At 61.3% G+C, this 20,080-nt stretch carries 18 protein-coding genes; 9 read left to right on the forward strand and 9 right to left on the reverse strand.

Translation table 11 applies throughout. The features are described from left to right. The 6 genes from tssG to tssB all read right to left on the reverse strand — a co-directional run bounded on the left by tssG (position 1) and on the right by tssB (position 5,988). Positions 1 to 1,026 (reverse strand): type VI secretion system baseplate subunit TssG, encoded by a 1,026-nt coding sequence (gene tssG, locus ACIOWE_RS15360; protein WP_401392825.1) that lies wholly within the window; start codon positions 1,024 to 1,026, stop codon positions 1 to 3. After that, on the reverse strand, positions 990 to 2,783 hold the full coding sequence (gene tssF / locus ACIOWE_RS15365) for a type VI secretion system baseplate subunit TssF (RefSeq protein ID WP_401392828.1): 1,794 nt from the start codon (positions 2,781 to 2,783) through the stop codon (positions 990 to 992). The genes tssG and tssF overlap by 37 nt, the downstream gene beginning before the upstream one ends. Continuing rightward, the gene (tssE, locus tag ACIOWE_RS15370) at positions 2,767 to 3,210 is read right to left on the reverse strand and encodes a type VI secretion system baseplate subunit TssE (RefSeq protein WP_401392831.1); all 444 of its coding nucleotides are present in this window, start codon (positions 3,208 to 3,210) and stop codon (positions 2,767 to 2,769) included. Before tssE ends, tssF begins: the two co-directional genes overlap by 17 nt. 15 nt (positions 3,211 to 3,225) lie before the next feature. Further along, positions 3,226 to 3,723, reverse strand: coding sequence for an Hcp family type VI secretion system effector (locus ACIOWE_RS15375; RefSeq protein ID WP_007958866.1), 498 nt, complete (start codon positions 3,721 to 3,723; stop codon positions 3,226 to 3,228). 207 nt (positions 3,724 to 3,930) lie between these two features. Then, positions 3,931 to 5,415 carry a type VI secretion system contractile sheath large subunit gene (tssC, locus tag ACIOWE_RS15380; protein WP_201233792.1) on the reverse strand — a complete coding sequence of 495 codons (1,485 nt, stop codon included), beginning with the start codon at positions 5,413 to 5,415 and terminating at the stop codon, positions 3,931 to 3,933. Between the two features lie 30 nt (positions 5,416 to 5,445). After that, positions 5,446 to 5,988, reverse strand: a complete 543-nt coding sequence (gene tssB / locus ACIOWE_RS15385; RefSeq protein ID WP_064117633.1) for a type VI secretion system contractile sheath small subunit — start codon at positions 5,986 to 5,988, stop codon at positions 5,446 to 5,448. Positions 5,989 to 6,215: 227 nt separating this feature from the next. Between tssB and ACIOWE_RS15390 the strand changes: the two genes are divergently transcribed. The 5 genes from ACIOWE_RS15390 to tssA are packed head-to-tail and all read left to right on the forward strand — an operon-like array spanning position 6,216 to position 13,723. Then, on the forward strand, positions 6,216 to 6,662 hold the full coding sequence (locus ACIOWE_RS15390) for a type VI secretion protein (RefSeq protein ID WP_201233791.1): 447 nt from the start codon (positions 6,216 to 6,218) through the stop codon (positions 6,660 to 6,662). 46 nt (positions 6,663 to 6,708) lie between these two features. Then, complete coding sequence (gene tssK, locus ACIOWE_RS15395) at positions 6,709 to 8,040, forward strand: type VI secretion system baseplate subunit TssK (RefSeq protein ID WP_401392836.1); 1,332 nt, start codon at positions 6,709 to 6,711, stop codon at positions 8,038 to 8,040. An 18-nt stretch (positions 8,041 to 8,058) separates the two neighbouring features. Further along, positions 8,059 to 8,823: a DotU/TssL family secretion system protein gene (locus ACIOWE_RS15400; protein ID WP_201233789.1), complete on the forward strand. Its 765-nt coding sequence runs from the start codon at positions 8,059 to 8,061 to the stop codon at positions 8,821 to 8,823. After that, the gene (locus ACIOWE_RS15405; protein WP_401392841.1) at positions 8,820 to 12,644 is read left to right on the forward strand and encodes a type VI secretion system protein; all 3,825 of its coding nucleotides are present in this window, start codon (positions 8,820 to 8,822) and stop codon (positions 12,642 to 12,644) included. Before ACIOWE_RS15400 ends, ACIOWE_RS15405 begins: the two co-directional genes overlap by 4 nt. Continuing rightward, a complete protein-coding gene (tssA, locus tag ACIOWE_RS15410) occupies positions 12,641 to 13,723 on the forward strand; it encodes a type VI secretion system protein TssA (RefSeq protein ID WP_401392844.1) in 1,083 nt (360 codons plus the stop codon). Before ACIOWE_RS15405 ends, tssA begins: the two co-directional genes overlap by 4 nt. On the opposite strand, the gene ACIOWE_RS15415 is transcribed toward tssA, so the two are convergent. The 3 genes from ACIOWE_RS15415 to ACIOWE_RS15425 form a co-directional block, all read right to left on the reverse strand. Continuing rightward, on the reverse strand, positions 13,720 to 14,688 hold the full coding sequence (locus ACIOWE_RS15415) for a 2-hydroxyacid dehydrogenase (RefSeq protein ID WP_401392847.1): 969 nt from the start codon (positions 14,686 to 14,688) through the stop codon (positions 13,720 to 13,722). The genes tssA and ACIOWE_RS15415 overlap by 4 nt on opposite strands. Positions 14,689 to 14,828: 140 nt before the next feature. Next, positions 14,829 to 15,353, reverse strand: coding sequence for a cysteine hydrolase family protein (locus ACIOWE_RS15420; protein WP_401392850.1), 525 nt, complete (start codon positions 15,351 to 15,353; stop codon positions 14,829 to 14,831). 207 nt (positions 15,354 to 15,560) lie between these two features. Continuing rightward, positions 15,561 to 15,944, reverse strand: a complete 384-nt coding sequence (locus ACIOWE_RS15425; RefSeq protein ID WP_401392852.1) for a tautomerase family protein — start codon at positions 15,942 to 15,944, stop codon at positions 15,561 to 15,563. 331 nt (positions 15,945 to 16,275) lie between these two features. Between ACIOWE_RS15425 and ACIOWE_RS15430 the strand changes: the two genes are divergently transcribed. The 4 genes from ACIOWE_RS15430 (at position 16,276) to ACIOWE_RS15445 (ending at position 19,935) form a co-directional block, all read left to right on the forward strand. Then, positions 16,276 to 16,470 carry a hypothetical protein gene (locus ACIOWE_RS15430; RefSeq protein WP_201233783.1) on the forward strand — a complete coding sequence of 65 codons (195 nt, stop codon included), beginning with the start codon at positions 16,276 to 16,278 and terminating at the stop codon, positions 16,468 to 16,470. A gap of 24 nt (positions 16,471 to 16,494) precedes the next feature. Next, positions 16,495 to 16,677, forward strand: coding sequence for a hypothetical protein (locus tag ACIOWE_RS15435; protein WP_201233782.1), 183 nt, complete (start codon positions 16,495 to 16,497; stop codon positions 16,675 to 16,677). A gap of 251 nt (positions 16,678 to 16,928) precedes the next feature. Next, positions 16,929 to 18,209: an HAAAP family serine/threonine permease gene (locus ACIOWE_RS15440; protein ID WP_401392855.1), complete on the forward strand. Its 1,281-nt coding sequence runs from the start codon at positions 16,929 to 16,931 to the stop codon at positions 18,207 to 18,209. Between the two features lie 79 nt (positions 18,210 to 18,288). Continuing rightward, a complete protein-coding gene (locus ACIOWE_RS15445; RefSeq protein ID WP_401392858.1) occupies positions 18,289 to 19,935 on the forward strand; it encodes a SulP family inorganic anion transporter in 1,647 nt (548 codons plus the stop codon). Positions 19,936 to 20,080: the final 145 nt, after the last annotated feature.

Below are 20,080 nucleotides of genomic sequence, written 5' to 3' on the forward strand. Positions count from 1 at the left end.
TCAGGTGATCTCCAGCTGACAAAGACGGGTTTCGATCTGTTGCACGGCGAGGCTGGCCTGACGCTGCAATCCACCGTTCCAGCTCAGCAGCGCAGGAGTTTGGCGACTGAGTTTCATTGGCCCGGCACCGCGCACCAGCAGCACCAGTTTCACGTCCAGGTCCGGGCCGAAATACAGCGCCGCAAGACTCGCCAGTGCCGGGTGCGCTTCGCCGTCAGGCAAAAAGCGCCCGGCCTGCGTCGAGGGCAATGGGCCAAGTGTCAGGCGAATGCCGGCGTGTTCATCCCAGACTCGTTTGCCGGCAACGGCCGTGCGCCCGAGTTGCAGATTGCGTCCACCGGCCTTCATCAGGCTGCGGCTGGCCAACGGAATCTCGCGCCAGGCACCTTCGTAAGCGCTGAGTTCGACCGGCACTTCAAACTGTTCACGGACAATCGCGGCGAACCCTGCCAGTGAGCGGCGACCATCGGCAAACAGCGCCGTGCAGGCCAGCACGGCGCAATCGGCAACGGCCTGACGTTCCTGCAAAGACTTGGGCAACAAGCCGGTCAACGCGCGCAATTGCGCTTGCACCGGCGAAGCGCCTGGCGTGACAAACCCCAAGGCTATGCGGTGTTTGCGCATCACCTTGTAAAGCAGACTGAGCAGTCGATGCTGGAACAGATCGAGGAATTCGGCCGGCGCATGATCCTTCGCTCGCGCCCGTTGTTGCAGCCATTCCTGATAGGCGTAGGGCAACGGCCCGTCAGGCCCACCGAGGCCGAAAACCGGTGTGTCGATCGTCAGCGCTTCGCCCGGCTCTTCAGTCAGGCTCTCGATCTGGCTGGCGGCGAACATCGGTGTCAGTGGCCCGCGCAACTTCAGCGCTTCGGCCTGTGGCGAGGTGCCGCTGCCGAGGGATTCGGCTTGTGGCTGTTCGCGCTCCAGCAACAGCAACGCCTGCAACAACTCGAACGCCTGCGGATCGCGGCGCAGGCGCTGGCTCAGGGTCAGAGCGACAGGGGCATGCCGGCTTGGGGTTGCCATGCCTTGACCTCCTTGTCGCCCTGCATCAGCACTGTGCGCACAAAGCGATTGGCCGTGGCGTACAGCGAAAAGAATTGCGCCAGCACCGCCGAAAACAGCACCGCGCTGCTGCCGACAAAGTGCTGCGGATCAAGCTGCAATTGCACCTCCAGGCCATTGCGCCAACCGCGCCAGGCATCGACGCCGACATGACCGATCACCCGTTCGCAATTGATCCCCAGCAGACCTTCGATCTGGCGCAGGGCACTGGCCTCGTCGCGCAGATTGTGCAGCTGCAGAATCTCCTTCAACGCGTCCAGCGCCTGCGGGCCTTCGACCAGCGACAAGTGATTGAGGGTCAATTGCGACACCAGGCGCCAGCGAGAATCACCGTCGAGGCGCGGCAGGCTTTGCGGGGTCGGCGGATTGCACAAGCGTGCCCACGCCACCGGGCCGGGGCGCTCGAAACCCAGCGGCGTACCGGCCGGCAAGCTCTGCGCCAAATGGCGATTGGTGCAGAGCAATTCGGCCGTGAGGCTGTAATCGGGCAGGTCGGTCTGCGGTTCGAAACGGGTATCGACCACGCTCACCAACAGGTCACTGCCGAGGCGGTTCGGGGTCATGCCGTGAACCCTGCGCGCATGCCAGTAACGCTGTTGATCGCCGCCGCTGTGTTGGCTGCCGTAATAGGCCGGCAGCCGTTGAACGCCAGCGCTGGAACTGGCACGCATGCCACGAATGCTGTGAATTTCCACGCTGTTTTCGCGGTGGCTGTCGGCGATCAAACGATATTCGCTGCGCGTGCCATCGGGGCGTAGCGGCTCGGAGGTACGTGGGAACAGGTTGAGCACCGGCGCACAGCCGAGGGCGATGTCACTGGCTTGCAGATGCAGGCGACTACCCGGGGCGCGGTCGAAGACGATGTACAGATAAAGCCTCTGACTGTCGCTGGCTGCACCGCTCAACGGTAGATCGAAAAAGTGGAATTTATCGGGGAACGCAAAATATTCGGCGAGCAAGCGCATGCCCGGATGCACCCCGTCCTCATCGGGCAACAGTGCTTCGTCCTCGGCGAAACCGACGATTCGCGGCAAGCCTTTTAGCGCTGTCGGAACGCTGCCCGGCGACCCGGCCAGCACCTGCACCGCGTGTGCACCGAGCAGGTCGTAGAGGCAGGCATTGATCACCGGCGACGCCGCCAGATGAATGCGCAAATGTTCGATGCCCAACTCGGACCATTGGCTCTCGCCGAGGCAGCGCAGGCTCAGGCGCAGCGCCGAACGCGACTGCGCCACGCCGGTCAGGGCCTGCGCTTCATCGCTGCCGAGCAACAAAGCTTCGCTCACTTCAATCGGCCACAAGCGCACGGCGGCGCTGGTACGAAAGTGGATGCTTTCGCCCTTGCTGGTGGTGACGAACAGCGGAGTATCGCGGGGCAGGGGGTAACCGCCGTCGAGCTTGCCTTTGCTCGGGTCCGGCTCGAACTGGACGATGGCGCATGACGGCAACGGGCGCATGGCCAATGGATAAAGTTGTTCAAGCAGGGCGTCGCTGAACTCGGCGTAATCGTCATCCAGCCGCCGCTGTAATCGGGCCGCCAGCAGGGCGAAACCCTCCAGCAGGCGCTCGACGTGCGGGTCGGGGCATTCGCCGGGGGACAATTCCAGACGCCGGGCGACCTTCGGATAGCGCTCGGCAAACTGGCTGCCGGCGTGGCGTAACCAGGTCAGTTCGCGCTGGTAGTAGTCGAGCAGTTGCGGGTCAATCGAGTCGCTCATGGCGCACCTCCAGCCCCTGGCCACCGGGCTCGATGACGAACGCTACCGGCCAGTGCTGGCGGCCGCTGCGCAACTCGCCGACCAGGCGAATGCTCATTTGCTGCGGATGCTCGGGCAGGGGATTGACCTGAACTTCGCCCAGCTTCAGGCGCGGTTCGAAGTGGGTGATGGCTTCGCGGATATCCCGCGCCAGACGACGGCGGTCATCGCTGCGCTGCTGTTGCAGGGCGCTCCAGTCGGCGATGCCGTAGTCGATCACGCTGGGTGGGTTGGTCAACGTGCGCGGGCCACGACGAGTGTTGAACAGGCGCCCGAGCTCGGCGTGCACCGAGTCGAGCAAATCCTGCCGATCAAACTCCCGCACGCCGTCGCCCTCGCTCGAAGCGAGGCGTTCGAACAGCGGCGGGAGTATGCCGGTGCCTGCCATGGCCGGGGCGCCGGGTTAGCTGACGAGCTTGTTGGCGGCCATGTCCCAGGTCGACGCGGCGGTGCCTTCCTTGGTGCCGTCGTCTTTTTGCGCGGTGAGTTCCCATTTGATCTTGGTGAAGTTCAGCGACAGCGTTTCCACCGGTTTGCCGCCGGTACCGCCGCTGACACTGACATTGGAAATCACCACGTTGGTCAGCGTGTAAATGATGAACGGCAACAGTTGCCCACTGCCTTCGGCGGCGTTACGGCCGATGGTGATTTTGGCTTCCGGAATCGGTTTGCCCGCGCAGCAGTATTCGTTGAGGGAGGGCGTCGAGGTGTCGACGAATTTGGTCAGGGTGAACTCGCCTACGTGAGGCTTGCCAGAGGTCCGCTCCGAGTTGCTGACGTCGTTGGTCACCTGCATCGCCACATTGTGGCTGTAGGACATGACTTCGATCTTGTCCGCATAACCCTCGAGCAGGCTGTCGCCTTTGATGTCGCCGCCGAGGTCGAGAATGATTGCATCCATCGCTTGAAACTCCTGAAGAAAATCACATTAGGATTTTGGCCTGCACCAACCTGTTGACTTGATCACTGAACCTGTGGCGAGGGAGCTTGCTCCCGCTGGGCTGCGCAGCAGACCCCGGCTTTTGGGTGAAACGGGGCCGCTTCGCGACCCAGCGGGAGCAAGCTCCCTCGCCACAGGGTGCGTCAGTGGCTCAAAAAATTGTTTTCGTCAGGCAGCAACCGGTGGCGGCAACGTTGCCACCAGGCGAATCGATGCCGTCAGTTCCTCAAGCTGAAAGTGCGGCCGCAGGAACACCGTCGCCCGATACGCGCCAGGCTTGCCGGCCACCTCAGTGACATCCACCCGCGCCTCGCGAAGCGGGTACTGCGCTTTGATTTCCTGCGGGGCGTTGTCGTTGATCAGCACGTAATCGGCGATCCAGTTGTTGAGATAGGTCTGCACGTTGTCGCGGGTCATGAAGCTGCCGACCTTGTCGCGCATGATCACCTTCAGGTAATGGGCGAAACGCGAGGCTGCGAGCACGTACGGCAACATCGCCGAGATCCGCGCGTTGGCATTGGCCTCGTTGGTGTTGTAGACCTTGGACTTGTTGGTGGTCTGGCCGCCGAAGAACACCGCGACGTCGCTGTTTTTCTTGTGGCACAGGGCGATAAAACCGAGGTCATTGAGTTCCTTCTCGCGGCGGTCAGTGATCGCCACTTCGGTCGGGCATTTCAGCGACAGGTCACCGGAACTGGTGCGGAAGGTATGCGCCGGCAAGCCTTCGACCGCGCCGCCACCTTCAGCGCCACGAATCGCCGCGCACCAGCCATATTTGGCGAATGCTTCGGTGATGCGTTGCGACAAGGCCCACGCGGCGTTACCCCACAGGTATTTGCTGTGGTCGGTGCCGTTGACGTCTTCGACGTAGTTGATGCCTTCCACCGGAGCAGTGTCAGGGCCGTAAGGCAGTCGCAGAAGGAAGTGCGGCAGCACCAGCGAGACGTAGCGCGAATCCTCGCTTTCGCGGAACGAGCGCCACTTGATCAGCTCCTGGCTCTCGAAGACTTTCGACAGATCACGCGGCACCGCCAGTTCAGTGAAGCTGTTCATGTCGAACAGACGTGGGCTGGCGGCGGCAATGAACGGCGCGTGCGCAGCGGCAGCAACGTTCGAGAGTTTCTCCAGCAGGCCGATGTCCTGTGGATGCCGGCCGAAGGTGTAGTCACCGACCAGCAAGCTGAACGGGTGGCCACCGAAGGTGCCGTATTCCTCTTCGTAGATCTTCTTGAACAGCGCGCTCTGGTCGAATTCGACGGCTTTTTCCAGATCGTTCTGCAGCTCTTTCTGCGTGACGTTGAGCAGGCGCAGTTTCAGCCGGGTGCTGGTTTCGGTGTTCTGCACCAGCATGTGCAGGCCGCGCCACGAGGCTTCGAGTTTTTGCAGATCGGGGTGATGCAAGACCTCGTTGAGCTGGGCGCTGATCAGCTCGTCGATCTGGCTGATGCGGTCGTTGATCATCGCCACGGTGTCCTTGTCGATGGCCATGCCTTCGTCAAGGACCTGAGTGGCGAACTCCGCGAGCATGTCGCGGGCGTAATCCTGCTGACTGTCATCGTGGGCCATGCGGCCCTCGGCGATGATCCGGTCGAGCAGGGACAAGGTTTCGGCGGCAGCATTGTCGCTGGCTTGTTGCTGGGCGGCGGCGGGCATGGTGAATTCTCCCCTCGATTAAGTGGACGATCAGGCTTGCGGTTCGGCCGGCGCCTCGGCATCAGCTGCCGGGGTAGCGGTGTCCGGGCGGGCCGATTTGATCTCTTGCAGGCCTTCGGTGTTGGCGATGACATCGCGCAACAGCTTGTCCAGATCATCGTTGCCGTCGAGTTTGGTCAGCAGATCGCGCAGGCGCTGGCGGGCCTCGAACAGGCGCCGCAGCGGGGTGACTTGCTCGACCACCTTGACCGGGTCGAAGTCGTCGATGTGTTTGAAGTTGAGTTCGATATTGAGCTTGCTGTCGTCGCCGCTGAGGGTGTTGTTGACTTGCAGCGTGGCGCGCGGGCCGATCGAGGCGAGCACCTCGTTGAAGTTGTCGCGGTCGATTTCGGTAAAACGCCGCTCAGTCAGTTTTGCCAATGGCTCGAGCGGTTTGCCCGAGAGGTCGGCGAGGATCCCGACCACCAGCGGCAATTCCTTTTTCTCGATGGCGTTGCCGATTTCGACGTCGTAGGTGATTTGCACTCGGGGCGGGCGCACCCGGTCGAGCTTGTGTTGAGTACTTTCTGCCATGACAGCGGACTCCGATGCGATGAGCGGGCGCAATGCATCGGGATGGCCCGTTCATCGCTTTCCCTTGCTGGACCGTAGGTTAGAAAGGGAGGCAGATGACCTGTCGTTCCTTTGACAAACCTTCCTCATTCGGCTGTAGGAACCGAACTACCCAAGACGCTAGAACAGGTCTATAAAAATGCAAGGAAAAACATTTTTGGACAGGTTCAGGAAAAGGAAAATTCATTTTGTGTAGACGACTTTTTCTAACGTGGGTGTTTGCACTGCTGGCGGGCTGTTCTTTCTTCGGGCCGAAAGTCGACCTCGACAGCCTGACCCTCGACGTCGCGCCCAAGGCCAATGACGACACACCGATTGCCGTGGATTTCATTGCGGTCAATGACCCCGATCTGCTCAAGCAACTGTCCGGCATTAGCGCCAGCCAGTGGTTTGCCGAGCGCGAGCAATACCAGCGCGACTATCGTCAGTTGATGAGCGTGTGGGGACTGGAGCTGGTGCCAGGGCAATTCATCGACCGCCAACCCTTCCCGCTGGGGGGCAAGAAGGCCGCTGGACTTTTGGTCTTCGCCAGCTATAACACACCCGGAGCACACCGCTTGCGGCTCGACGATCAGAGCGATGCCTGGCTCAAGTTCGACAGCCGCGAGATGACGCTGGTCAGCAAGGAAAACTGAAATACACCGTCCGCCGCCGGCTTGCGGCAGGGTCGAAAGGAGTCGTATGAGTCTGCTACCTGACGCGGTTTGCTGGCACGAAGGCATGCAATTGCTGCCGCAGCATTTTCAGTTGCAGGGGCTGCGGGCGGAAGCGCTCGGCGCCCATCTGGCGCAAGCGTGTAATCCATGGTTCTGGGGCGTCAGCCACATGGAGTTCGATCCTTCGGCACTGAGTGCCGGTGTTGTGCGGGTGTTGTCGCTGCAAGGGACGATGCCCGACGGTTTGCCGGTGGATTTGCAGGCCGGAGTCGGGCCGACGCTGGAACTGGATGTCAGCGCCGCGATCAATGCCACCGACGATGCCACGGTCACCGTGTTTCTGGCGATCAGCCCGATGTGGCGCGCCGGGCAATTGCTGCCGCTCAAGGGCCGCTTGCAGTCGGTGGTCGGCGAGGCGTTGCCGGATCTCACCAGTGGTGAATTTCCCGAATCGATCACCGTGTGGCGCCCCAATCCACGGCTTTGCACACAATTGAACAAGGCTGATTCAATCTGCCTGCCGCTGCTGAAGATCCGCAAGGAGGGCGGCGGTTTTCTGCCGTTGGCGTACACGCCGCCAACGCCGATGCTGTTGCCGGAATCCGCGCTCGGACGGCGCATCGCCGGTCTCTGCGCCCGGGCGCGGGAAAAGTGCCTGTTTCTCGGCGGCCGTTTGCGTCAGGCGCAACAGGCTGGCAATCAGGACGATGCCCTGGAAATCCGCCGTCAGTTGACCGCGTTGTGGGCGCGCCTGCCTGAAGTCGAAGGCTTGCTCAACAGTCGCATCGCGCACCCGCAAACCTTGTATGTGCACTTGCTCGGCCTCGCCGGCGCCTGGTCGGCGCTCGATCCGCTGGCCGGCGTCCCGGCGTTCGCGCCACTGGATTTTCTTGAACTGCAACGCGGATACGATGCGGTGCTGCAATGGCTGGAAACCACCCTCGAACTGATTCGCGCCGGCTATCGAAGCCTGCCGTTCGAACGCGGCGAACAGAGCTTTTCGATTCAGTTGCCGGACGAGCAACCGAGCCAGCGCCTGGTCATCGGCCTGCGCATGCCCAACGGTGCCAGCGAGCAGGCGGCGATTGACTGGTTGCGCGGCGCGATCATCGCCTCGGCACCGCATATTGCGCTGCTCAGTCGCCAGCGCATGAGTGGGCTGAGCCATCAGGCCATGAACCGCAGCGAGCAAGTGGCGTACAGCGTCGGCGAAGACACGCGACTGTTTGTGATCACTGCCGAGGGCGCCTGGTTCGACGCGCAACTGCCGCTGATGATCGCCGCCCCCGCTGCAAAGCTGACCAGCAGTCCGTGGCAAGTGGTGCTGTTTGTCGCGCAGAACAGTGAAAGTGCCTGATCACACAAGGAACGCCATATGTCGCAAGGAAGTGTCGCCGGCCTGGGGTTGCAGGACGCACCGTTGAGCAGCGCGTTCCGCCAGACGTGGCAGCAATGGCAACAGGACTGGACGCAGTTGCCCAAGGACAGCGAGGACGAAGCGGCGCTGGTCGAGACCGTGGTCGAACTGTCGACTCAGGCTTCGCAACGTTTGTGGCGCACCGCGTATTCGCGGGTCGGCGACTCGGCGACCGATCAGGTCAAGGCTCTGGTGTATGCCTTCGTCGCGCTGGTCGATGAGACCCTCCTGTTTACGCCATGGCCGGGGCAGGCTGCATGGCAAGACAAACCGCTGGAGTCGCGTTTGTATTCCAGTCGACAGGCCGGCGAGCAAGTGCCGGCGGCAATTCAAACCCTGCTCGATGAACAGCAACCGACCACCCGCGATCTCGCCAACGTGTATTTGCAGTGCCTGATTCTCGGTTTTCACGGGCGTCTGCGCGGTGAGCATAGTCAGGCGCAACTGGAGAAGTGGCGACTGGCGCTGTTCAATTTCGCCTGGCAGGACGAGGCCTCTTATGAAGGCGTCAGTCAGCGACTGGTGCAGCCCTCGTTGGGCACGCCGTTGCAGTTGCCAGTACGTACGGCTCTGCCGGACGGTTTTCGTCTGGCGTTGGGGATTCTGGCGATGGTGCTGGTGTTGACCGGGCTCGGCCAGTTTCTCTGGCGTGACATTCGCTCCGAGTTGGAACCGGTGCTGCAAATGACCGATTCGGTGACGCCCGCGGAGCAAGACTCATGAGCACCCTGACGATTGTCGCGTGGGTCTTCGCGTTGCTGTTGTTGCTGGTGATCATCGCCGTGGCGGTGTGGTGGCTGCGCACCCAGAGCGGCGCGGCGATCCGCAGTTTTTACGCGTCGGTACGGCACATGGAACAGGAGCAGGGCAGTCGCGATCGCTATCAGATGCCGTGGCTGCTGATGCTCGGCGACGAATCTCAGGGTACGCAACTGGTCACTGATTGGCGCTTGCAGCCGACCGACAAACCGGCGTGGTTCGGCCGCTGGTGGTCGGATCCCGAAGGCGCGGTGTTGGTGGTGCCGCAGGCATTGTTCCTGCCGGACGACGGCATGCATTTGCAGCGCGGCGGCTGGTGGCGCCTGCTCGGCTTGATCTTGCGTCTGCGCAGTAAACGGCCGCTGGACGGGGTGATCTGGACCGTGCCGGTGAGTCGCCTGAGCAATCTCGAACAAGCCGCGAGCCTCGGTCTGGCGGCACGCCGGCGTTTTATCGATCTGCTGCAACGCTTCGGTTTGAGCGTACCGGTGTACGTGATCGTTACCGGTCTGGAAGAGTTGCCGGGGTTTCAGGAGCTGATCAGCGCTTTGCCCGACGAGGCCCGCGAACGCACCTTGGGCTGGTCGTCGCCCTACGCGCGCGACGCCGTTTGGCAAGGGCAGTGGAGCGATCAGGCGCTGGATCGGATTCACCGCGCCGTGGCCGAAGCGGTGATTGAAGTCGGTACTCTTTCCGGGCATTTGAGCGCGGATCTGTATGCCTTGCCGGAACGTCTGGAAACCCTGCGCCGTGGTTTGCAGAGCGTGCTGGAACCAGTGTTTCAGGGTAATGCGCAGGGTGAAGCGCCGTGCTTTCGCGGTGTGTATTTCAGTGCCAGCCAGGCGTCGGAAGATGCCAGGGATGGTTTTTCCGCCGACGACAGCGGACTGCAGCAAAGCGTGTTCGTGCGCCAGTTGTGGCGCCAGCGCCTGGTCGGCGAGCGCGGTCTGGCCCAAGGCGTTCCGCGCCTGTTGCGTTTGCGTCAGCGCTGGCAGCGGATCACCGCTGGCGTAGCGCTGGTGGTTGGCGTGGTCTGGGCGGTGGCGATGTTGTGGGTGTGGAATCAGTCGGTCAAGGATGCCCATGAGCTGGCGCGGCTGATGCAGAGTGCGCAGAAGAGCTACGTGGCGGTCACCGATGAGGCGCATCGAGTCGAGCCGACCCGGCGCAATGTGCAGAGTTTCTGGCGGGTGCTGGAGCGCGCACCGCGTTGGGATTATGTCTCGCTGGTGTTTCCGACTTCGTGGTTCTCGTCACTGGATAGCCGTTTGCAGCAGGAGCTGTTCCAGTCTACCCAGCGGCATATGTTGGTGCCGCTGCATGAATTGCTGGCCGGTGAACTGAACAAGATCAAAGCGATCCGCGCGACGGATCGGCGCAGCAGCGTCGAGAGCGAAGACCCGGCGCAGTGGCAGAACTATCAGAAGGCAACCGATCTGGTGGATCGCGCATTGCGCCTGGAGCAGCAAAACCAGTTGTTCAATCAGGTGCAGAACAACCCACGCGTGCCGCTGGATGACCTGGTGCAACTGAGCAACAACGCGCTGTCGCTCAACCTCAACGCCGGCACCTTGCCTCACGCGGGGTTCTACAACCGTTTGCTGGTGTCGGGCGACGGCAGCGACTTGCAGGCGCTGGACCTGAGCGTTGACCGGCCGTTGATCGAGAGCAACTTCTCCGGGCTGATGGAGCGCTGGCTCGACCAGTATTTCCTCGCCGACAACTTCGTCAGCAAGGCCGGTTATCTCAAATTGCACCTGGAGCAACTGGAGGTCGGCAGCGGCAACAGCCTGCGAGAACTCGAAGACTTGCGCGCGCTGATCGATGATCTGCAAGCAGCGATTGCCCTGACCAATTCCACGTGGAGTCGCGGCAAGGGCCAGGAGCTGGTGCCGGGTTATCGCGAGTTTCTCGACAAGGTGCGCAAAAGCACCTTGCTCGGCCCGGCGGTCGAGCAACAACTGGATCAACAGGCGAGCAAGTTGCAGCAAAGCTTTCGTGATCAATGGATCGCGCAAGTCGGCTCACGCGGCAACCTGTTGGTGCAGCAGGGCAGTGGGCAACTGGCGCTGCAGGAACAAGTGGTCAAGCTCAACAATGCCGTGCAGGCGCTGTTCAAGCGTGACTTCGTCTCGGTCGCCCTGCGCGCCGACCAAGACAACGTCAACCTCCAGGGCCAGACCGTGGATGGCGATGATCTCAACACCTCACTGAATTACTTCACCAGCTATAAAAGCTATGTCGCCGAAGAGTTGCCGCGCATCCCGCCGGCCTATCGCGAGGCGCTGCTGCAAACGGCTGAAGCCGCCGCCGCTCAGGCAATGTGGCTGAGCCTCAAGGATCACAACGATCAGACTCATCCTTACGCGGTGTTCAATGTTCAGGCCGAACAAGCCATGGCCTTGCAAAAGGCCTTCGTCGAGGTGCATCGCAATGATCTGGCGGCGCGCCTGCAAGGTGCGTTGAACCGTCGGGCGATGGCGCAGATTGTCGGTGGCCTCGATGAAATTACCGCGCAGCCGCTGTTCGGCGGGCGAGCCGAAATCAGCCAGTGGGACGGCTCGAAAAATCTCGGTCTGCAACTGTACGGTGCCAGTGATGTGCAGGACTTGAAGCTGAGCCTCAAGCAGCAGTTCAACACCATGCTCGGCATCACCGAGCGGCGTCAGTCGGCGTTACAGTGGCTGATGACGCAGCAGGGCAATCTGTCGGCGCTGGATTACGAGCGTGTGACGCAGTTCGGTGCGCTCAATGATGAACTGCTCAAGTACAAGGACTCCAACCCGGCCAGTTCGCCGGCGCAGATCGAGCAACTGGTTAGTCGTGATTTTGTCGACATGGACACCGCGTCGTGCGTGCAGGTGTTGCAGACCGCCAATGTTGCGGGCGGGCGTGGAACCCTGGCGATGCGCGCGGTCGAGCTGCAACAGTCGGCCATGCAGCGTTGCCAGTTCTTGCAGCAACAACAGGCCGCAGCGGCATGGAATGAACTGGCCAACTATTTCAATCAATACCTGGCCGATCGTTTTCCTTTCGCCAACGGCGTGCAGGCGCAAGATGCCGATCCGGCGCGGGTTCAGCATTTTCTCGAAATCATCGATAAACGCCTGCCGGTGGCGCAAGCCGGACTGGTCCTCAGCCAGACCCCGGAACGCCTCGCGGCAGAAGATTTTCTCAATCGTTTGAAGCAGGCCAGTACCTGGTTGACGCCACTGCTCGTGCGCGACAAGAGCGGCATCCTCGGCGTCGAACTGGACGTGCGTTGGCGCACTGATCGCGACGATGAGAAGGGCGCCGATCAGGTGATTGCCTGGGGCCTGCTCGCCGGCAGTCAGCAAATCAACTATCCGGTCCCCGCCGAACAGCCGAACCTGCGCTGGATGGTCGGCCAGCCTATCCGCCTGACCCTGCGCTGGGCGCGCAACGGCAAAGAGCGGCCGGTCAACGATCCACTGCAACCGAACCTGGTGGTGCGGGATCTGGAGGCTGGTTGGGAGTACGGCGGGCCGTGGTCGTTGCTGCGCCTGATGCGTGCGCACTTCTCGGTACAGCGTCAGCCGAGCATGGATTACACCGAGTTCCCGCTGACCTTGCGTCTGCCGGTGACGGCGTCGAGCGACAGCGTCACCAGTGACTTCACACGAATGTTCGTGCGCCTGTCGCTGATGAGCCAAGGCTCGAAACTGCCACTGTCGATTGCACCGTTGCCGACCCGCGCGCCGCGTTCGCCGTTTCAGGTGACCGGCACCACGGCTGCGCTTGAAGCCCAAAAGGAGAATCTGTGAGCCTGCCATCGACCTCGTTACCGGACCTGATTGATCAGTTGCTCGCGCCGATCAGCGCGGATGCGCCGTGTGGCGTCGATCTGCGTTATGAACGCGAGTTCGACCAGTTGCGCGACCTGCGCCGTGAGGACGACGCCAGTCTGCCAACCGGGGTCTGGCAATCGACACTCAAGCGGGCGAACTGGCCGGACGTCGAAAAACTCACCACCACGTTATTGCTGGAACGCAGCAAGGACCTGATGCTCAGCGCCTGGCTCGGTGAAGCGTGGCTGCATCTGCAAGCGCTGGACGGCTTGCCCGGCAGCCTGGCGTTGATCGCCGGTTTGTGCGAGCGCTTTCCCGAGCAGTTGCATCCGCAGGCCGAGGACGGCGACCAGTCGTGGCGGGTGATTCCGCTGGAATGGCTGGTGCGTCGCTACAGTGAAGTGCTGCTTACCCGAGTGCCTTTGTTCGGCAGCCGCAACAGCGATTTCGAGGCCTATACCCTGGAAGTCTGGCGGCGTTTGCAGGTTCAACAGGTGCAAGCCAACGACAGCAAGAACGCCAAGACCTCAGCGGAAACCGCGCGTAACGAACAGAAGAAACTCAACGAGCAGATCCGCGCCACGCCGCTGGCGTTCTGGCTGCGTACGCAGGGCAATCTGCTGCTAAGCCTGCAACACCTGCAACGGCTGGATAACTGGAGCAATGCCTATCTGGGCGATCAGGCCCCGGGGCTGCGCGCCTTGCAGGACACCATCCAAGCGCTGCTGACCCTGGTTCAGGAGTTTATCGCCATGCACCCACAACAACCGGCGCCGCCACCGCCGCTGGTCGAAGCGCCCGTGGCCGTCGCGCAATCAGAAGAACCCGCGCCAGTTGCACAGGTGTTTCGTGAGCCGGCCAGTCGCGAAGAAGCGTACCGGCAATTGCTGCTGATCGCCGAATACCTCGCACGCACCGAGCCGCACAGCCCGGTGCCGTATCTGATCCGGCGCGGGGTCGAGTGGGGCAACAAACCGCTGAGCGAACTGCTCGGCGAGTTGATCAGTGCCGACGCTGAATCGCGGCGCCTGTGGACGTTGCTTGGCGTGCTTTAGTGCACGCGCTGGTTGTTGACCCTCGGCGGCAACTGGATCGGCGTAAGCACCGGTTGTCCGGAGAAGAACGCCACGAGGTTTTTCCCCACCAGTTCCACGGTGCCTTGGGTGGCTTCCGGTGATAGACCGGCGACATGCGGCGTGAGCAACACATTGCTCAGGGTTTTCAACGCTTCCGGCACTTGCGGCTCATGGTCGAACACATCCAGCGCGGCACCGGCAATGCGTCGTTGTTCGAGTGCGGTGATCAAGTCCGCCGTGGCGATCACACTGGCCCGGGCGATATTGACGATGAAACCATTCGGCCCCAGTGCATCGAGCACCGCCCGCGTCACCAGATGCTGGGTGCCGATCCCGCCCGGCGTGGCGACGATGAGAAAGTCCGACGCCCGCGCCAGTTCGGTCGGGGTCGAGCAGAACACGTAAGGCACGTCACTGCGGACCTGGCGGCTGTGATAGCTGATGTCCATGTCAAAACCGAGGTTCGCGCGCTTGGCAATCGCCAGGCCCACCGCACCGAGACCGAGAATGCCCAAACGCTTGCCGGCCAGTGATGGACGCATGATTTTCGGCCATTCGCCACGCCGCACGGCGGCGTCGCAGCGCGGAATGTCACGCACCAGCGCCAGCAGCATGGCCATCGCATGATCAGCCACGGACGAGGCGTTGACCCCGGCGCCGTTGGTCACGGTGATCCCGCGATCACTGGCGGCTTGCAGGTCGACCTGTTCGTAACCGGCACCGATCACGGTGATGATTTTCAGCGCGGGCAGGGCGGCGATTTCGTCGGCGGTCAGGCCCAAGGGACCTCGGGTCAACACCGCGTCGATGCGCGCGCCCTGGCTGGCGATCGCTTGCGCACGTTCGGCGGGCGTCGGGGCGAGGATCAGGTGAAAGCCCTGATGTTCGAGAATCGGCAAGTAATCATTGATGGTTTCAACCAGTACCAGAACGGTTGCGGGCATTGCGCGGCTCCTGTGATCGTCGGTGGGGTTGGTTGCGAAAGTCGGTTCAGAGTGCTGATTCCAGAGCGGTTTGGCAATGGTGGCTGTTGCCCCGTATCAGCCAGTGTAGGAGCTGAAACGGGGCATGCGCGGGTGCTTCGTCAGAACGTTACATCGGCACTGTTGATCAACCGGGCGAACGCGCCGCCGAGGGTGGCGTTGTGGTGTTCGATGATGGCCTGCGCTGGCAGCGCGGGAGTGTCCATGCAAGTGTGGGCGTCGGCCACCAGTACAGGTTTGAAGCCAAGGTCGGCAGCGGCGCGGCAAGTGCTGTCGATGCAGAACTGAGTTTTCATGCCGACGAGGTAGAGCTCATCGATATTTTTGGTGTTGAGTTGCTGCGCAAGATCTGTCTTGTGAAAGGCGTTGGGTCTGGATTTGTCGAACAGCAGATCGGTGTCCGCGTGCAGCTCAAGGGCCGGCAACAGTTGCCAGAATGGACTGCCCGCAGCAATTGGTGAGCCTTCGGGTCCGGTGTGGCGCACGGCGAAGACGGGCACGTGTTGTTGGCGCGCCCTGGCGATCAACTGCTGGATGTTGGCGAGAACGCGTTCGCCGTCGTGGGGTTTTTCCGGGCCGTGGAACAGACCGACCTGCATATCGATGATCAACAGTGCTGCGGACATGTGTTTCTCCTTGAGTGACAAAAGCAGCCGCACGGACGGGAGAAACAACAAGGCCCCGTCCATTGCTGGCGGGGCCTTGGGTTTGCTGCGCTGAGTTTACCTCACGCACAAACACCACGACCCGCCGGTGGCGGTCGTGGTGGTGCGGGTGAGGTGCAGCGCGCGAAGGTTCATGGGGCCGATCATGCTGGCGGCGTCCACGGGCTGTCAACCGGCGTATTGGGCGATGCCGTTGCCAAACGACCAGTTTTCTTTTTTCACTTCCACCAGATTGATGAACACGTCTTCGAGGCGAACGCCCAGTTGCGTGTTCAAGCTCTGCGCGATGGTCAGATACAGGGCTTTTTTTGCCTCCAGCGTTCGGCCTTCGTTGAGGGTGATCTGGATAATTATCAGTTGGTCGCTGCGCTGGATACCCAGGTATTGCGGATCGAAGATGAAATGCTCGCCGTCGTGTTCGTTGAGGATCTGGAAGTTATCGTGCTCCGGGACATTGATCGTGCTGCGCATGGCGGCATAGATCTGCTCGCCGACGCGTTTGGCGAAGCTGGGATCGGTGCGTTTTTTCAGTTCGACACGAACGAGGGGCATGAGCAAAGACTCCACGGGGGGGCAGGGGACTTATACACGCTAGACCATTTGGGCCAGATTTGGAGAATCGGGTGTTTGAACGGATGCTTTCGCTGGCAAGCCAGCTCCCACAGGTCATGCGGTGTTCAAACAATCGTGACCAGATCCCAAATCCTTGTGGGAGCTGGCTTGCCCGCGAAGGGGCAGGGGGGGTGTACGAGGCAGCCTACCTGATTCCCGGATTCTGCCTACAAAACCGCCGGATTCATCCGCTATCTGGCTCGGGATGAATAGGAAATCATGAGGATACAAAGTAGTCCGGGCAGTGACTGCCAACAGCCAAGGAAGGCGCATGCTTCAGAATGATCGCGAAAATCTGGAACTTGAGAGGCTACAAAATGAAATACGCAAACTTGTTGTCGAGAGACTTAAGCTCATGGCGGAGGAAAGCAAGTTCAAGCGAGAAAAGTTCTGGTATCCCGTCGCGGTAGGTACTGGGGTTTTAACCGCGCTTGCTGCCGTATTAAGCCTTTTGGTGAAGTTCTAAATTAACCCGCTGAGGAGAATTATCATGACCCTGGAAGAACGCGTAGCCAGAATTGAGCGGCTGTATCGAGAGGACGCCGAACTTGCCGACGAAATACAAGGCCTCTCCCCAGCGGAAATTCGGTCGGAACTGTTCAGGTTCAGTCTCGGTTTTTTGTTTGGCCTGGCGTTCCTCACAATCGGATTGATAGTCATGCGTTCAATCTAATTACGTTTTGCTCGTCGTCGGCGTTGGCTCTTATCAAAAAACGACACTGTACATACCTTGTGCCGACAGCAATTTTCCCAAAAACGACACCTCGCTCATCTGCTCCGCACAACCATTCCTCAGCTAAGTCTTTGCTTCTGCTCATTTATCGCGGAGAATCGCGCCCCTGTTTCGGCCGGAGCATGTCTGTCGGTTTTTTCCGACGCGTCCTGACCGAGTGGCAAGTGACCGGAATGCGGAGATCCGACCGGATGAATGATCAGGCCAAAAGCGTCGACCAACGCTTTGATGCAGCAGCACCCGCTGAACTTTCGAGCTGGAATCGCCAGGACACCACCTGGATGTTGGGACTGTTCGGGACGGCCATCGGCGCCGGTACCCTGTTTTTGCCGATCAACGCAGGGCTGGGTGGCTTCTGGCCGCTGGTGATCCTCGCGCTGCTGGCATTCCCGATGACGTTCTTCGCACACCGAGGCCTGACCCGTTTTGTGCTGTCCGGTCGCGAAGGCGCCGACATCACTGACGTGGTCGAGGAGCATTTCGGCATTAAGGCCGGTGCGCTGATCACCTTGCTGTACTTCTTCGCGATCTTCCCGATCCTGCTGATCTATAGCGTCGGCCTGACCAACACGGTCGCCAGTTTCCTCGAACATCAACTGCACATCACGCCACCACCGCGGGTGATTCTGTCGTTCGTGCTGATCCTCGGTCTGCTGGCGGTGGTACGTTGCGGCGAGCAGGCGATCGTCAAAGCGATGAGCCTGATGGTGTATCCATTCATCGTTGCGCTGCTGTTCCTCGCCGTGTACCTGATTCCGCACTGGAACGGCGGCATCCTCGCCACCGCTTCGCAAGTGCCGGCGCCATCGGCGCTGCTGCACACCTTGTGGCTGGCCATTCCGGTGATGGTGTTCTCGTTCAACCACTCGCCGATCATTTCGGCGTTTGCGGTGGATCAGAAGCGTCGTTACGGCGTTAACGCCGACCAGCGCAGCTCGCAGATCCTCTGCCGTGCCCATCTGTTGATGGTGGTGATGGTGCTGTTCTTCGTCTTCAGTTGCGTGCTGACCCTGTCACCGGAGCAACTGGCTGAAGCCAAGGCTCAGAACCTGTCGATCCTGTCGTACCTGGCCAACCACTTCAACAATCCGACTATCGAGTTCGCGGCGCCGTTGATTGCGTTCGTGGCGATCTCGAAGTCATTCCTCGGTCACTACATTGGTGCCAGCGAAGGCCTGAAAGGCTTGATCATCAAAAGCGGCAAGCGTCCGGGCGCCAAGGCACTGGATCGCATTGTGGCGGCGTTCATGCTGGTGATCTGCTGGATCGTGGCAACCTGGAACCCGAGCATTCTCGGCATGATCGAGACCATCGGTGGCCCGGTGATCGCGGCGATCCTGTTCCTGATGCCGATGTACGCCATCCGTAAGGTGCCGGCGATGGCGCGTTATCGTGGCCAGGCGTCGAACGTGTTTGTCACCGCCGTGGGTCTGGTGGCGATTTCGGCGTTGATTTATTCGCTGACGGCTTAAGCCAAAGCCTCGGATACTCAGCTACAGTGGCCGCTGTGCGTGATGCGCACAGCGGTTTTTTTCGTCTGGAGACAGTGGATTGTCGAGCGCCCCACAACCTGTTGAATCACCCAATCGCTGGCGGGATGTACTCGCCGGTCTGTCGATTGCCGGGCTGTTGCTGCCCGAAGCCGTAGCCTATTCGACCATCGCCGCGCTGGCGCCGCAGGCCGGGGTGATCGCCCTGTTTGCCGGGTTGCTCTGTTATGGGCTGTTCGGTACCAGTCGTTTTGCCATTGTTTCGGCGACGTCATCTTCCGCAGCCGTACTGGCGGCAGCCACGGCGACGCTGGCCAATGGTGATCCGCAGTTGCGCGCGACGTTGGCGGTCGGTCTGGTATTGGTCACGGGTGCGCTGTTTGTGCTGGCCGGGATCTTTCGTCTGGGCAGCGTCACGGCGTTCATTGCCAAACCGGTGTTGCGCGGGTTTGCCTTCGGCCTGGCGCTGACGATCATTCTCAAGCAGGTCGCCAGTGTGGTCGGCGTGCACCTGACCGACGCCAATCTGGTGCGCTTCGCCCCGCAATTACTTGAACAGTTGCCGCAGTGGAACTGGCCGGCAGCGGCTGTTGCGGCAGTGGCATTGATGCTGTTGGTGGCGTTTTCGCGGTTGCCACGATTGCCCGGTGGTTTGCTGGTGGTGGTGATCGGCATCGCCGCCGGCCAATGGCTGAACCTGCCGGCGTACGGTGTGAAGATGATCGGCATGATCGACCTCAGCCTGGAAGTCCCCAATCTGCCGGTGCTGCCGTTCGCCGACTGGTTGCGGTTGGGGGAGGTGGGGTTTGCGCTGGTGATGATTCTGTACGCGGAATCTTACGGCTCGATCAGTTCATACGCGCTCAAACATGGTGACCGTGTGACGTCCAACCGCGATTTGCTGGCGCTGGGCGCGTCAAACCTGTTGTCCGGGTTGTTCCATGGCATGCCGGCGGGGGCGGGGTATTCGGCGACATCGGCGAATGAGGCGGCGGGTGCCACATCACGTTGGGCTGGCGGGGTGGCTGCGTTGGTGGTGCTGATCATCGTGCTGACCGTGTTGCCGTGGATCGCTTTGACCCCTGAGCCGGTATTGGCGGCGATTGTCATGCACGCGTTGGGGCGCGGTTTGAGTCTGCAGCCATTGGGGCGTTATTTCATCTGGCGTCGCGACCGCGTGCTGGTGCTGTGCGCGGTGGCGGCGGTGCTGGTGCTCGGTGTGCTCGACGGTTTGCTGGTGGCGGTGGCGATCAGTGTCTTGCTGATGCTCAAGCAGATGTCGTCGGCGGACATTCAGGTGCTGGGGCGAATTGATGGCGGGCATGACTTTGTCGATCAACAGCGCCATCCGACGGCAATCGGCGAGCCGGGCGTGTTGATCGTCCGGCCGGGCGAGGCGTTGTTCTTTGCCAATGTCGAGCGGATCCTCGGCGCGGCGTTACGCTTGATTCGGCATTCGGATGCGCCTGTGCACACAGTGATTTTGAGTCTGGAGGAAACTCCGGATCTGGATGGCACCAGCATTGAGGCGATGCAAGAGTTTTTCCTGCGGGTGCATCAGGAGGACAAGCGGCTGATTCTGGCGCGGCTCAAACATGGGGCGTTGGTGGTGCTGGAGGCATTGCCCGAAGTGTCGGCCAACGGTGTGATCCTCAGCGGCTTGAGCGTTGATGGTGCGGTGCAGAAAGCCCTCAAGCTCAACACATAACCCCTGTAGGAGTGGGGGGGGGGGGGGGGGGGGGGGGGGGGGGGGTGGGGGGGGTGGGGGGGGGGGCCCCCCCCCCCGGCGGGGGGGGGGGGGGGCCACCCACCCCCGGGGTGGGGGTAATTGGGGGGGCAAAAAACTCACCACC

Origin of the sequence: Pseudomonas sp. NPDC087598, assembly GCF_044743525.1 — a bacterium.
Classification (GTDB): domain Bacteria; phylum Pseudomonadota; class Gammaproteobacteria; order Pseudomonadales; family Pseudomonadaceae; genus Aquipseudomonas.

What these genes read in the sequence shown, in the direction of transcription:
- tssG (WP_401392825.1), bottom strand. Translation starts at nt 1,026, where the DNA reads ATGGCAACCCCAAGCCGGCATGCCCCTGTCGCTCTGACCCTGAGCCAG.
- tssF (WP_401392828.1), bottom strand. Translation starts at nt 2,783, where the DNA reads ATGAGCGACTCGATTGACCCGCAACTGCTCGACTACTACCAGCGCGAA.
- tssE (WP_401392831.1), bottom strand. Translation starts at nt 3,210, where the DNA reads ATGGCAGGCACCGGCATACTCCCGCCGCTGTTCGAACGCCTCGCTTCG.
- ACIOWE_RS15375 (WP_007958866.1), bottom strand. Translation starts at nt 3,723, where the DNA reads ATGGATGCAATCATTCTCGACCTCGGCGGCGACATCAAAGGCGACAGC.
- tssC (WP_201233792.1), bottom strand. Translation starts at nt 5,415, where the DNA reads ATGCCCGCCGCCGCCCAGCAACAAGCCAGCGACAATGCTGCCGCCGAA.
- tssB (WP_064117633.1), bottom strand. Translation starts at nt 5,988, where the DNA reads ATGGCAGAAAGTACTCAACACAAGCTCGACCGGGTGCGCCCGCCCCGA.
- tssK (WP_401392836.1), top strand. Translation starts at nt 6,709, where the DNA reads ATGAGTCTGCTACCTGACGCGGTTTGCTGGCACGAAGGCATGCAATTG.
- ACIOWE_RS15400 (WP_201233789.1), top strand. Translation starts at nt 8,059, where the DNA reads ATGTCGCAAGGAAGTGTCGCCGGCCTGGGGTTGCAGGACGCACCGTTG.
- ACIOWE_RS15405 (WP_401392841.1), top strand. Translation starts at nt 8,820, where the DNA reads ATGAGCACCCTGACGATTGTCGCGTGGGTCTTCGCGTTGCTGTTGTTG.
- ACIOWE_RS15415 (WP_401392847.1), bottom strand. Translation starts at nt 14,688, where the DNA reads ATGCCCGCAACCGTTCTGGTACTGGTTGAAACCATCAATGATTACTTG.
- ACIOWE_RS15420 (WP_401392850.1), bottom strand. Translation starts at nt 15,353, where the DNA reads ATGTCCGCAGCACTGTTGATCATCGATATGCAGGTCGGTCTGTTCCAC.
- ACIOWE_RS15425 (WP_401392852.1), bottom strand. Translation starts at nt 15,944, where the DNA reads ATGCCCCTCGTTCGTGTCGAACTGAAAAAACGCACCGATCCCAGCTTC.
- ACIOWE_RS15430 (WP_201233783.1), top strand. Translation starts at nt 16,276, where the DNA reads ATGCTTCAGAATGATCGCGAAAATCTGGAACTTGAGAGGCTACAAAAT.
- ACIOWE_RS15435 (WP_201233782.1), top strand. Translation starts at nt 16,495, where the DNA reads ATGACCCTGGAAGAACGCGTAGCCAGAATTGAGCGGCTGTATCGAGAG.
- ACIOWE_RS15440 (WP_401392855.1), top strand. Translation starts at nt 16,929, where the DNA reads ATGAATGATCAGGCCAAAAGCGTCGACCAACGCTTTGATGCAGCAGCA.